10 protein-coding genes are annotated in these 13,410 nt (G+C 39.2%); 4 read left to right on the top strand and 6 right to left on the bottom strand.

Annotation, left to right across the window (positions count from 1 at the left end; translation table 11 throughout):
• Positions 1-87 precede the first annotated feature (87 nt).
• The 3 genes from HX109_RS02965 to HX109_RS02975 all read left to right on the top strand — a co-directional run bounded on the left by HX109_RS02965 (position 88) and on the right by HX109_RS02975 (position 6,672).
• Positions 88-3,615, top strand: a complete 3,528-nt coding sequence (locus HX109_RS02965; protein WP_178949724.1) for a gliding motility-associated C-terminal domain-containing protein — start codon at positions 88-90, stop codon at positions 3,613-3,615.
• 173 nt (positions 3,616-3,788) lie between these two features.
• Positions 3,789-4,733 (top strand): type IX secretion system membrane protein PorP/SprF, encoded by a 945-nt coding sequence (locus HX109_RS02970; protein ID WP_178949725.1) that lies wholly within the window; start codon positions 3,789-3,791, stop codon positions 4,731-4,733.
• A gap of 10 nt (positions 4,734-4,743) precedes the next feature.
• Positions 4,744-6,672, top strand: a complete 1,929-nt coding sequence (locus HX109_RS02975) for an OmpA family protein (RefSeq protein ID WP_178949726.1) — start codon at positions 4,744-4,746, stop codon at positions 6,670-6,672.
• Between the two features lie 100 nt (positions 6,673-6,772).
• On the opposite strand, the gene HX109_RS02980 is transcribed toward HX109_RS02975, so the two are convergent.
• The 6 genes from HX109_RS02980 to hpt form a co-directional block, all read right to left on the bottom strand.
• A complete protein-coding gene (locus HX109_RS02980) occupies positions 6,773-8,125 on the bottom strand; it encodes a UDP-N-acetylmuramate--L-alanine ligase (RefSeq protein ID WP_178949727.1) in 1,353 nt (450 codons plus the stop codon).
• A gap of 83 nt (positions 8,126-8,208) precedes the next feature.
• Positions 8,209-9,105: a tetratricopeptide repeat protein gene (locus HX109_RS02985; RefSeq protein ID WP_178949728.1), complete on the bottom strand. Its 897-nt coding sequence runs from the start codon at positions 9,103-9,105 to the stop codon at positions 8,209-8,211.
• 10 nt (positions 9,106-9,115) lie between these two features.
• A complete protein-coding gene (locus HX109_RS02990; protein ID WP_178949729.1) occupies positions 9,116-9,643 on the bottom strand; it encodes a DUF4136 domain-containing protein in 528 nt (175 codons plus the stop codon).
• A gap of 41 nt (positions 9,644-9,684) precedes the next feature.
• On the bottom strand, positions 9,685-10,698 hold the full coding sequence (gene obgE / locus HX109_RS02995) for a GTPase ObgE (RefSeq protein ID WP_178949730.1): 1,014 nt from the start codon (positions 10,696-10,698) through the stop codon (positions 9,685-9,687).
• Between the two features lie 161 nt (positions 10,699-10,859).
• The gene (locus HX109_RS03000; RefSeq protein WP_178949731.1) at positions 10,860-11,432 is read right to left on the bottom strand and encodes an adenylate kinase; all 573 of its coding nucleotides are present in this window, start codon (positions 11,430-11,432) and stop codon (positions 10,860-10,862) included.
• 1 nt (position 11,433) lies between these two features.
• Positions 11,434-11,967: a hypoxanthine phosphoribosyltransferase gene (gene hpt, locus HX109_RS03005; protein WP_178949732.1), complete on the bottom strand. Its 534-nt coding sequence runs from the start codon at positions 11,965-11,967 to the stop codon at positions 11,434-11,436.
• 264 nt (positions 11,968-12,231) lie between these two features.
• Between hpt and HX109_RS03010 the strand changes: the two genes are divergently transcribed.
• Positions 12,232-13,386 carry a 5-(carboxyamino)imidazole ribonucleotide synthase gene (locus HX109_RS03010; RefSeq protein WP_178949733.1) on the top strand — a complete coding sequence of 385 codons (1,155 nt, stop codon included), beginning with the start codon at positions 12,232-12,234 and terminating at the stop codon, positions 13,384-13,386.
• Positions 13,387-13,410: the final 24 nt, after the last annotated feature.

Genomic DNA, 13,410 nt, shown 5'->3' on the forward strand with positions numbered 1-13,410 from the left:
ATAATGATACTTAATTTCAAATTTCGCTCTTTTACATCCCGAATAAAATGTCCTTAATCTGAACTAAAGTATTTTAAGATTTTCGTTATGAATAAAACTACTTTGAGCTTTGCTGTGATAAAAACGGTCTTTTTTTTAAGCATACTGCTTTGCACTAATAGCCTTTCGGCACAATGCCCGACCGTAACCAATACTACTCAAGACTTTTGCGATATAGATGGCCCGAGAGTAGAAGATCTAGTGGCCACCAATAATGGTGGTGGAATAGCTTGGTTCATCGCTGCCACAGGAGGAAATCCCATTTCTCCGACGACCCCTTTAGCAAATAATGAAACCTATTATGCCGACAACAGCACAGGTAATTGTGGGGCGAGAACAGCCGTAACTGTAAATATTTTTGGACGTCGCCCTACTGGGGTAGATGTAAGGGTAGACAAATGTTCTTCCGACAACAGTACGGTGGCCGATTTGGAGGCTGATGGCGTAAATATCGAATGGTACGATGCCAGAACTGGCGGGAATTTGCTCCCCCCTTCCACGCCGCTTACCGATGGAAGCACCTATTGGGTGCAACAAACCGAAAACGGATGTACCAGTAGAAGAAGCCCAACTACCATACAAATTATAGATCCAGGTGCCCCCACTGGCGATCCCATTCAATTTTTCTGTATTGACCCGGACGGTCAAACTGTATTTACTGTAAACGATTTGAGTGCGAATGGTACGGAAATAAAATGGTACAATTCACAAAATGGTACGGTTCCCTTAGACCCAACTACCCCTCTTATTGAAGGCGAGGACTACTTTGCGACACAAAGCGATTTTCCTTGTGAAAGTGAAGACCGCTATCGAACTGTAGTGGAGTTTGATGATGCTGTGGACGCAGGTGAAAATGGAACCTTAGCTATCTGCGACGACGAAACTGCTTCTTTTAACCTTTTCAATTTTTTACAAGGCACTCCCGATAATGGAGGGACTTGGAGTGGACCTCAACCTACTGCCAACGGAGATCAAGGTACTTTGGATACTTCCTTGCTTTCCGATGGCTCATATAACTTTACGTACACCGTTCTTGGACAAAATGCTTGTCCGGACGAGACTGCAATAGTTACCGTTAATGTTCAAGCTTTACCAGACGCGGGAGGAGATGGAACTGCAATGGTTTGTAGCAGTGACCCACCAGTAAATTTAATCACTTTTTTAGGGGGAACCCCAGACGGTGGAGGGACATGGTCTCCAGCACTTGCAAGTGGAACCGGTGTTTTCGATCCTTCCGTAGATACGCCAGGAATTTACACTTACACTGTTGATCCCACCGCTCCCTGTACTATTCCAGATACCGCGCAAGTAACAATTACGGTTGAAGAAGCTCCTTTTGCCGGAAATAATGGTACTGCGATAATATGCGAAAACGAGACGCCAATTGATTTGTTCTCCTTTTTAGGGGGAACCCCAGACGCTGGAGGGACATGGTCGCCAGCTTTAGCAAGTGGAACCGGTGTTTTCGATCCTAATGTAGATCTGGCTGGTAATTATACCTATACGGTTCCTTCAACTGCCATTTGCCCGGAAGACACCGCCATTGTAAATGTAACTATTGAAGAACCTCCTTATGCAGGAATGGATGGAACCGCAGAGGTTTGCTCTAATGATCCTTCAATCGACTTATTTTCATTGTTATCTGATAATCCTGATACCGGGGGAACATGGTCTCCGTCTTTAGCCAGCGGAACCGGAATATTTAATCCTTCCATAGATCCTGCAGGCACTTATACTTACACCGTAATGGGTGTAGACATGTGCGCAGACGATACCGCTCAAGTAATCATTAATGTGGAGCAAGCTCCAGATGCTGGGCAAGACGCTTCCACTATATTTTGTTTGAATGATTCGCCTATAGATTTATTCACAATTTTAGGAGGTACACCAGAAACTGGTGGAACTTGGTCTCCAGCATTGTCCAGTGGAACAGGCATATTTAATCCCGCCGTAGATCCAGCTGGGGCGTATACCTATACACTTCCTGCTACCGCTCTTTGCGATGAAAGCAGTGCAGTGGTTACCGTAACGTTAGAAACACCTCCAAATGCAGGAACAGATGGTATCGCAGAACTTTGTACGAACGATACTGCTGTTGATTTAATTACCTTTCTGGGAAATAATCCAGATACCGGAGGGACATGGATGCCGGCATTGGCCAGTGGCACCGGAATCTTCGATCCGGCAGTGGATACCAGCAACACTTATACCTATACGGTTTTAGGCGCAAACGCCTGTAGCCAAGATTCATCTACCGTACAAGTAACCGTAGACACCGCGCCTAATGCAGGAAACAACAACACTGTTTCTTATTGTGGCGACGACCCGGCAATCAACCTTTTTGATCTTCTAGGCCCAAATGCTGAAACAGGAGGAACATGGAGCGGACCTTCAAATTTGGAAAATGCTGATTCTGGAACCTTCAATCCAGCTATAAATACTTCTGGAGATTATATCTATACAGTCGCTGGAAATGGTGCATGTAAAGATGCCACCGCATTGGTTTCAGTAACCGTTATAAATCCGCAACCCACCTTAAATGCCAATGGAAATATTTTTTGCGCAGTAGATGCTCGAACTATTACTGAACTTTTAGAAAACATCAATCCAGATTTAGGTGGAACTTTAACTGCCTACGACGCTGCAACTGGTGGAACCCCATACGACTTAGGAACTCTTTTGATTGATAATACTACTTATTACATATCGGAAACCGATGTAACTTCGGGATGTGAGACTACAAATCGCTTGGAAGTTACAGTAGTTGTAGAAGACCCTGCCGACCCCATGTTTTCGACAACTGAAGTTGATTTCTGTTTGATCGCCCAACCTATTGTTGAAAACTTAAGCAGCTTTGTAACCAATGCGAGTTCTCTTGTGTGGTTTGATGCTCCAGACAGCAATACTCCAATAGCAAATGATGACCCACTAACTACGATGACTTACTTCGCAGCCAGTCAAGGTGCCAACGGATGTTTAAGCGCTAACAGAATTGCATTGAACGTTATTGTTACCGACAACCCTGCTCCGGATATCGAGGAGGATGGCAATCTATTTTGCGGGGTGACTAATCCTACTTTAGAAGATTTAGAAAACAATTTAATCTACGATTCTTCTTTGAGTATTTTATGGTTTGATGCTCCCGTAAACGGAAATGAATTACCTACTACCACCCTACTTGAAAATGGGCAAACCTATTATGCGGCCACTTTCAATGAAGAGAAAGGGTGTGAAAGTTTCGACAGATTGGAAATAACAGTAGACCTAACCGCTTGCGATGGTGATCAATTCCCACTATTTATTCCTGATGGATTCTCACCAAATGCAGATGGCATCAACGATACTTTCGAACTCGTGAACGTACAATTTATTTATCCAGATTACACCATCGAGATTTACAACCGATATGGAAATATCGTTTTTAAAGGCTCCGATAATTTATTTTGGGATGGAACTTCAAACCAAAGCCGAACTATTGGAGACAAAGTGGTGCCGAACGGTGTTTACTTCTACATCATCAACTTTAACAGGGATAATAGAAAGCCACATCAAGGTAAATTATACCTAAACAGATAAAAAATAATGGACTTTAATAACCTACTAATGAGATTTTCAGCCTTGATTTCGTATGCTTTTGAAGCTACTCTACTTCTAGCTTTTTCAGTTTTCCTTAAAAAGACAGATATGCTTTATCAGGTTGCAAAATCTAACAACGAAAAAAATATGTTGTTATTAAAAAGAAAAAGAAAATGAGAACTACTATTCTACCCCTATTCTTGTTCCTATTTATTTGCTTTTCCGCTATGGGGCAACAAGACCCTGCATACACCCAATACATGTATAATTTAAGTGTGGTAAATCCTGCATACGCTACAGGAGATGCCGGTATTCTAAATACTGGCGCACTTTACAGATCTCAATGGGTTGGTGCAGAAGGTGCTCCAAAAACGGGAACTTTCTTTATTCATACGCCCATATCGCAACGCATACAAGTAGGAGGAACTATCGTGCACGATGAAATAGGTGATGGTTGGATAAATGAAGACAATATCTATGCAAATTTCGCTTATATCCTGCAACTCGGTTACGATAGCTATTTATCCCTAGGGATAAACGCAGGAGTAACGCTGTTTAGTACTAGATTTAATGACATCCAGCTCAACTCGGGTGACTTTTCAACGGATCCAGCATTTGCCGAAAATATTTCTGAAACATATCCAAACATAGGAGCTGGTGCATTTTTGTACGGTGATAAATATTATGTAGGATTGTCGGCTCCAAATTTCTTAAACAACAAACATTTGGAAGAACAGGATGGTATAAACAGTTTAGGTTCGGAAGAAATTCACGTATTTTTTACTGGTGGTTATGTATTCGATATTAGTCAAAACGTAAAATTCAAGCCTTCCTTTATGTCACGATTTGTAAGTGGAGCGCCATTGTCTATAGATCTTTCTGCTAATTTCCTATTTAATGAAATGTTTGAAGGCGGCTTGTCTTATAGACTGGATGATGCTGTTAGTGCCATGTTTAACGTAAAGGTAACTCCAAATCTTAGACTCGGATATGCATACGATTATACGACAAGTAATTTGGGTAATTTCAACTCTGGGACGCATGAAGTTTTCGTGCTCTTTAATTTAGATTTCTTAGGCCTCAACCGAGGCTATAACAAATCTCCAAGATTCTTTTAAAAGCATTGCCATGAAAAAAATTTTTACACTTATAGCTATATTACTAACCGTACACCTAAATGCTCAAAACTCTGAACTGGAAAGGGCCGACGGCTTTTTTTCCAAGACCTATTATAGCAAGGCATTGCCATTGTATTTAAAATCTTTGCCAGATAATAACACCCCACACACCATAAAAAGAATTGGAGATTGTTACTACTTTACTGGGATGATGGAAGAAGCTGCCACCTACTATGGGATGCTTCTTTCTAAAAATGAAGAAAATGTTCCAGACGATTATCTCTTTAAATATTCGCAAGCCCTTTTGGCATTGGGCAAGACCGAAGCGTCTGATGTTTGGATGAAAAAATATATAGAACGTAACAGTACCCTAGAAAGCTATCAACAGGAATTAAAACTGCTGGAAAGAGTAAAAGGGCTCGGTAACCGTTTTAAAATGGAAAATCTGGCAATAAACACGCCAAATTCTGACTTTGGAGCGTATCCCTACGGTAGCACCATCGTGTATGCCACAGCAGATAGAAGCCCAAGTCTCTTCAGTAAAAAATACAAATGGAACAATCAAGAGTATCTAGATCTATACTCCATAGATACCACTGCTTTTTTTGACGAAAACCCAAAAAGCAAAAATTTCTCTGGGTCAATAAATACCAAACTCCACGAGTCGAATGCCATTTTTACCAAAGATGGAAAAACCATGTATTTTACACGAAATAGTGAAAAAAGAGATAAGGATGATATCTCGCATCTTATGATTTACAAAGCGGAATTAATTGAAGACGAATGGACCAATGTACAACCGCTTCCATTTAACGGTAAAGATTATTCCGTAGAGCACCCAGCGCTTTCCCCCGATGAAAAGTATTTATTTTTCGCTTCCGATATGCCGGGTTCGTTCGGTTCATTCGATATCTACGGTGTAGAGATCCTGGAAGATGGCAGTTACGGGAAACCAGTAAACGTTGGCCCTAATGTAAATACCCCCAAACGAGAGCAATTTCCCTATATTTCCAGCAGCAACCTTTTGTATTTCTCTTCGGATGGCCATGCGGGTATGGGACTATTGGATGTTTTTGTAAGTGTTATCGAAAATGGAGTCTATCAAAAGCCATTAAATGTTGGTTTGCCCATAAACAGTAGATTTGACGATTTTTCTTTTTATTTGGATGAAGGTACCAAAGATGGTTATGTGTCGTCCAACAGACCCGATGGAAAAGGTGATGATGACATTTATAAAATAAAAGAATTTAAAGAATTCAGTCTTATTGTCCCTTCGCAATACATTACAGGAACGGTGACGGATATGACGACTGGAGAACCTATTGCCAACGCATCCCTAAGCGTTAAAGACCTCGACGATAACCTTCTTGAAAGCACTTCGACCGATCCTGAAGGGATTTATAAATTTAATTTAAAAAGTAACAACAGTTATCTGCTTAGTGTGACAAAGCCAACCTATGTAAAATCTGAAAAAACCATTTCCCTCGATGGCGAAAGGGAAAAAACGATCACCGCAGATTTTCAATTACAATCGTTCGACAAGGTAGATACCGATATGGTTAAGATAGATGATAAACTGATGATTAAAATTGAAAAAATTTATTTTGATTTTGATAAATGGAATATCCGTGAAGATGCCAAACCTATCCTAGACTTTGTGGTCGAAAAAATGAACCAATATCCAAAAATGAAAATTGAAATAGGCTCGCACACCGATCAGCGTGGTACCGATGCTTATAATGAAGAGCTATCTGACAAAAGAGCAAAAAGCACTATGAAATACCTTATTTCCAAGGGAATTGAAGCATCAAGGTTAAGTGCGAAAGGATATGGGGAAAACGACCTCATTGTTGACTGCGAAAATGGATCGATTGATTGCAACGAAAAACAACATCAGCTTAACAGGAGAAGTGAATTTGTTATAAAAAACATTGAGTAACATCTATTAACAGCTTGCAAATAAACCCCATTGTTACATCCCTCGGGAAAGCGCAATGGGGACAAATGCAGTATTAAAATCCAGCCCTTTAATTTGATATTTAAATCAATTCTTTAACTTTTTCAAAATTAAGCCCCCCATAATTCCCGCTGCTCATTAAAAGCAAGGCGGTATTATTTAAATTTAGATTGAAAAGGTATGTTTGAAATTCTTCGGGATTGGTAAAGACAATTAAATCCTTACGATTAAAAGCCTCCTCAATCTGTGCTGCAGAAACTTCTTCTAGCTGTTTAATTTTTACCGCTTCAGGAGAGAAAAAAACCACAGCTACATCGGCATTGTCTAAAGTGTTTCTATATTCCTTCAAAAAGGTAGCATTTAGACTACTATAGGTATGCAGTTCTAAACATGCTATCACTTTTCTTGTAGGATACTGTTCCCTAACAGCTGTTAATGTAGCTCCTACTTTGCTAGGGGCATGGGCGAAATCTTTATAAATAACGCTGTTCCCATTTTCTGCCAATTTATCCAGCCTTTTGGAAGCTCCTTTAAAACTTGAAATAGCTTCGAAAAAGTCGTCTTCATCAACACCCATATGCTGGCAAATCCATTTGGCACCAGCCAAATTGTTTAAATTATGCCTTCCAAATACCTCGATTGGCATTTCTCCTTCTGGAGTCTCCAAATAAGTAACGCCATCTGCTACAGTAAATTCTGGGGTATTGTACGGTATTTTTCGAATTTGATTTTCCGAAGCTTCAACTACATTTACAACTTCGGCATCTTCTTCGTTATAAGTAATGCTTCCTCCCTCTACAATAGAATCTACAAATATTTTAAACTGCTCTACGTAATTTTCAAATGTTGGAAATACATTAATATGATCCCAAGCGATTCCGCTAAGCAAGGCTATGTTGGGTTGGTATAGATGGAACTTAGGCCGCCTATCGATGGGGGAAGAAAGGTATTCGTCCCCTTCCAGTACTATAAAATCATTTTCTTCGGTGAGTTTCACCATGGTATCAAACCCTTCCAACTGCGCTCCCACCATGTAATCCACTTCACGATCGTGGTAGTGCAGCACATGAAGAATCATTGAAGTTATAGTTGTTTTACCATGGCTACCGCCAATTACCACTCTGGTTTTGTACTTACTTTGTTCAAAAATAAACTCGGGATACGAATAAATTTTCAATCCCAGCTCTTTAGCCTTTGCCAATTCTGGATTGTCTGGTTTGGCATGCATTCCCAAAATTACAGCGTCAATATCTGTAGTGATTTTATCTGGAAACCACCCAAAATCTGGCGGACACAAACCTACTTTCTCCAAACGGGATTTTGAAGGCTCATAAATAATATCGTCGCTACCAGTTATTTGATATCCTTTTTGGTTTAATGCCAATGCCAAATTGTGCATGGCGCTTCCGCCAATGGCTATAAAATGTATTTTCAAAATAGTACTTTTTATTGAAGCTGTAAAGATAATGGGAGATTCATCTAAACCCAAAAACTGGGTAACATATTGTTATCTAAACTTTATAATTTATTGATTAGGGCAGCTTCCTTTTCAAACTTTTCATCAGAAGGATTTACCTCTTTTGCCTTTTGGAGATAGAAGCTAGCTTTTTCCTTATCATTTTGAAGTCGGTACAACTTGGCTAATTGCATGTAAACATCTGATAAAGGAATTACACTTTCGGGTGAGTATAAGCTTTCAAAAGTCAATAAATGATGGATCCCTACTTGTTTCTTATAATTATAGTTTGCTGAAACTTCCCCAATTTGATAGTGAATATCTTTTCTTTTATAAGTTCTGGTAGGAAAACCTTTTTCAGCAACCATATCCAACGCTCTTTTGTTGTAAACTTCGGCCAAATCACTATTTCCTTCTTCCTTTTCAATAAAAGCTTTGGATAAAAAGCCTTCCAACGGCGAAATGGAAGATAGTTCCTTAGAATATTGATAAGCCTTATCTGTACTGCCACCTAAAATACCTGGGAGTTTTAAATAGAGGTCGATAGAAGCCCAACGCACCTCCAAATTTTCAGGGTCGAGCTGAGCCGCTTTTTTAAAATGTTTTTTTACATCCCCTAAAACGGAAAGTGCCCGTATTTTACTTTCTAAGGCAATCATCCCTAAAACACCTCCATATTTAAAATGATAATTGGCATTTTCTGGAAATTGGTTTACTAGCTCTTTGTAATATTTAGAAGCTTCATCCCAATTCTTTTCAATACCATAAACATCGCCTAACCGTTCCGTTATTTTAGGATCTTTCCTTTTATTGTAGGATGCCAGCAATAACTCCCGAGCTTCTTTTATGCTCCCTTTTTTTATTAAACTATTTGCCTGTTCTAGACTGCTATCCTGTGCTGAAAGGCTATAACCATTCAACACAATTAAAAAGACACAAAAAATACGAATTGGAAACATGGGAAATGGTTTATTTTCTTTGTGGCGGATAATTGGAGAATACCTTTTCTGCAACTTTCTTTAGTTTTTCGCTGCGCATGGCGGGTGTCATCTGTTCGGAAATTGTACCCTCGCTCACAGCCTGCCAAACCAATTCATCATTTGCAGCATCCACAATATCAACAGTTATTTCGCGGTAAGATTCGTTTCCACCTACAGGCACACCTACGGAAACACCACCTCCCATATTTCTTCCGGTTCCACCAATACCAATTCCTACAGAACTATTATTGGGCTTTGGCCTGCTCGCGCTGACGATATTGATATAAATATCTGGGGTGGAAGAATTTTCGTAGCCACGAGCTTCCATGATACTGTCGATGTTACGCATTAACCGCTTGTTGTCCAACTGGCTTAAACCAGTTTGCAAGTCGGGGTAGTAATCGTAGCTTTTATATTCGGAAAAATCTGTTTTCTTATCGTAGTCGTAAGCTACTTGCACCCCACCGCATGCAGTAAGTAAAATAAAGCTTACAAGCCAAAAGGATTTAAAGTTCATAACGTTTCTTTTTCTTAAATGTAAGCAAAAAAAAGTACTTGTTATGCCTCTTCTTCTTTATTAAGCATGTTCCACAGTTTATCTTTTAATTCCTGAATCCCTTGCTGGGCTACCGAGGAGATAAACATATAATTCACTTCTTTAAATTTACCGTCTAATTCTTGGGCCATTTCTGCCTTCAATTCGTTATCCAACATATCGGACTTGGAGATGGCGACTAACTTTTCTTTATCGAGCAGTTCCGGATTGTATTTTTGAAGTTCGTTTAAAAGAATTTCATATTCCTTATAAATATCCTTGGCATCTGCTGGAATTAAAAATAATAGGGTGGAATTACGCTCTATATGACGTAAGAAGTAATATCCCAACCCTTTCCCTTCTGATGCGCCTTCGATAATCCCAGGAATATCGGCCATTACAAAACTGCGAAAACCACGATATTCCACAATCCCTAAATTAGGTTTAAGCGTGGTAAACTCATAATCGGCTATTTTTGGCTTTGCAGATGTGATTACCGATAACAAGGTTGATTTCCCAGCGTTTGGAAAGCCCACAAGTCCTACATCTGCCAGTAACTTTAATTCCAATAAAATTTCGACTTCTTCACCTGGAAGTCCCGGTTGAGCATAACGAGGGGTTTGGTTGGTAGACGATTTAAAATGATTGTTCCCTAGTCCACCTTTACCACCTTGGGCAATTATTTTTTCTTCCCCATCTTCGGTGATTTCAAATAAAACCTCATTGGTTTCTGGATCTTTAACTTGGGTACCCAAGGGTACTTTTATATAAACATCATCGCCATCGGCACCAGTACTGGTTTGCTTGCTACCATGTTCCCCATGGCCAGCTTGAAAACTTCTTTTAAACTTAAAATGAAAAAGTGTCCATAGGTTTTTATCCCCTTGAATAATTACATGGCCACCGCGACCGCCATCTCCACCATCTGGGCCACCATAGGCTACATATTTTTCCCGGCGTAAATGCGCAGAACCTTGTCCGCCTTTACCCGAAGCCACTTTTATCTTTACATAATCTGTAAAATTCCCTTCTGTCATTTAAATATGTTTTTTAATACGCACACAATTCTATATTATAGTTCTGTGTAATCATTGTCGGTCTAAGCTTGTCGAAGACTTTGTTCTTAAAAATTCACCTATACTTCGAAAGGCTAGCTAAGTACGATAGCAGTATTTGTTTAGTGTAGAGGACGTTTTATTTAAAGCGCAGCAATAACCTTACTAAGGCGCTCTGTAATTTCTTCTATAGATCCAATTCCATTAACACTGTGAAACTTCCCTTGGTCTTTGTAATATTCCATCAACGGAGCCGTTTTTTCATTATATTCTTCAAAACGGTTTCTTATTTTGTCTTCGTCTTGGTCGTCACTTCTCCCGCTCACTTTTCCCCGCTCCAATAAACGGCCAATAAGAATCTCATCATCTGCTTCCAAAGCTATGGTAGCGTGAATTTTCATGTCTTTTTCTTCCATTAAATGGTCTAAAGCGATGGCTTGAGCTTTCGTACGTGGAAAGCCGTCAAAGATAAATCCGCTGGCCTCAGGATTCTTTTCCACCTCTTCTTTTAGCATATTAATGGTTACCTCATCTGGAACCAAGTCCCCCTTATCAATATAAGATTTTGCCAATGTACCTAATTCAGTCCCGTTTTTAATGTTGTATCTAAAAACATCTCCGGTAGATATGTGCTTTAAGTTGTATTTTTCTTTTAAAAAGTTAGCTTGTGTACCCTTACCTGCTCCGGGTTTCCCGAACAGTACTAAATTGATCATATTATTGTTCTTTTATTTGATATACTTCTGGTAAATTTCTTCCTAATTCATCATAATCAAGCCCATAACCTACAATAAATTTGTTCGGTATTTCGATCCCTACGTAATCTATATTATACTCGCCACTATAAATGTCTGGCTTGTAAAACATGGAAGCAATTTTAAATCGCTTTACATTAATCCTAGAAAACATAGAAACAAGTTCCTTTACTGTTTTTCCTGTATCGATAATGTCTTCCAAAATAATTACACTTCTGTTTTCCACGTTGTCGGGAACATCTAAAAGTGTTTTTACGATTCCGGTTGAGGAAATACCGTGATAAGAGCTTAACTTAACAAAACTAATTTCGCAGTCTTGGTCGTAATGCTTCATAAAATCAGAAGCAAACATAAAAGCCCCATTGAGCACGCAAATAAAAATTGGCGTCTCATTTTTAAAATCGGCTTTTACCTTTTCCACCATTTTTTTTATAGCGGCATCTATTTCTTCAGCAGAAATAAAAGGTTCGAAATATTTATCGTGGAGCTTAATCAATGTTCTAAAAATTATAAAGTTGCAAAGATACCATTAAGATTTTTGTTTTCCATTAAATTTAGCTGTTTTCAAGAATATATACTCCTTTTCCTTAAAAAAATAACGTTTTCACCAACAAAACAACATAAATTACTTCTTCAAGAACCGTAATTCTAAAACAATAAAATATGCACTTCTCATATTTAACTGTATTTTTGCAAGGATTTTTAGATTTCTAAGATTTACTTCTGAAAAGTAACAACAGGACAAAAGAAACTGAGCACTATGAATTATTTTTCTTCTGATTTTAAATTAGGCATATTAGGCGGCGGACAACTAGGTAAAATGATGCTTTACGAAACCCGAAAGTACGATATACAGACCTTGGTGATCGACCCGAGTGATGAAGCTCCCTGCAAAATTGCCTGCAACGAGTTTTTCAAAGGAGACCTTATGGACTACGATACGGTTTATAACTTCGGAAAAAAGGTGGATGTGCTTACTTTTGAGATTGAAAATGTAAATGTGGAGGCGCTGGAACAATTGGAAAAAGAAGGGAAAACCGTATATCCATCTGCCAAAACACTTAAAACCATTCAGAATAAAGCAAAGCAAAAACTGTTTTATGTAGACCATAACATTCCTACGGCAGATTTTAGCCGTTTTGCTTATCCAGATGAAATCTTGACCGCCATTAAAAACGAAAGTCTTTCGTTTCCATTTGTATGGAAGAGTGCCCGCTTTGGCTACGACGGGCAAGGAGTGAAAATAATTAAAACATACTCCGATCTAGACAACCTCCCAGAGGGGGAATGCATTGCCGAAAAAATGATTCCATTTAAAAATGAACTGGCCGTAATTGTGGTTCGAGACCCCAAGGGAAATGTAAAAACCTATCCTGTGGTAGAAATGGAATTTCATCCTGAAGCTAACCAGGTGGAATACGTAATTTGTCCTGCAAGGATAGATAAGGAAGTTGCCAAAAAAGCTCAGTTGGTGGCATTAAAGGTTTCTCAAGCCTACAATCATGTTGGGTTATTGGCAGTAGAAATGTTCCAAACACAGGATGATGAGATTTTAGTGAATGAAGTAGCTCCAAGACCACACAATAGTGGGCATTATAGTATCGAAGCTAGTTACACCAACCAGTTTGAGCAGCACCTTCGCGCCATTTTAGGGTTGCCCTTAGGTAAAACGGAAAGCAAGGTTGCGGGTATTATGGTAAATCTTGTTGGAGATGAAGAATATACTGGCCCCGTGGTTTATAAAAACATAGAAAAAATTATGGATATGGACGGTGTAACGCCACATATCTACGGAAAAAAACAAACTCGTCCATTTCGAAAAATGGGACACGTTACCATTGTTAATGAGGATGTCGCCCAGGCCCGTGTAATAGCAGCTCAGGTTAAGAAAAGTATTAAAGTAATTAGCGAATAGGGCTAAAATTCTAATCGCCTACAC

The sequence above is a fragment of the Galbibacter sp. BG1 genome, assembly GCF_013391805.1.
In the GTDB taxonomy this organism is placed as follows: Bacteria; Bacteroidota; Bacteroidia; order Flavobacteriales; family Flavobacteriaceae; genus Galbibacter.

Coding starts and splice junctions, on each gene's coding strand:
- HX109_RS03000 (WP_178949731.1), bottom strand. CDS start 11,432: ATGATCAATTTAGTACTGTTCGGGAAACCCGGAGCAGGTAAGGGTACA.
- HX109_RS03010 (WP_178949733.1), top strand. CDS start 12,232: ATGAATTATTTTTCTTCTGATTTTAAATTAGGCATATTAGGCGGCGGA.
- HX109_RS02990 (WP_178949729.1), bottom strand. CDS start 9,643: ATGAACTTTAAATCCTTTTGGCTTGTAAGCTTTATTTTACTTACTGCA.
- HX109_RS02975 (WP_178949726.1), top strand. CDS start 4,744: ATGAAAAAAATTTTTACACTTATAGCTATATTACTAACCGTACACCTA.
- HX109_RS02985 (WP_178949728.1), bottom strand. CDS start 9,105: ATGTTTCCAATTCGTATTTTTTGTGTCTTTTTAATTGTGTTGAATGGT.
- HX109_RS02965 (WP_178949724.1), top strand. CDS start 88: ATGAATAAAACTACTTTGAGCTTTGCTGTGATAAAAACGGTCTTTTTT.
- HX109_RS02970 (WP_178949725.1), top strand. CDS start 3,789: ATGAGAACTACTATTCTACCCCTATTCTTGTTCCTATTTATTTGCTTT.
- obgE (WP_178949730.1), bottom strand. CDS start 10,698: ATGACAGAAGGGAATTTTACAGATTATGTAAAGATAAAAGTGGCTTCG.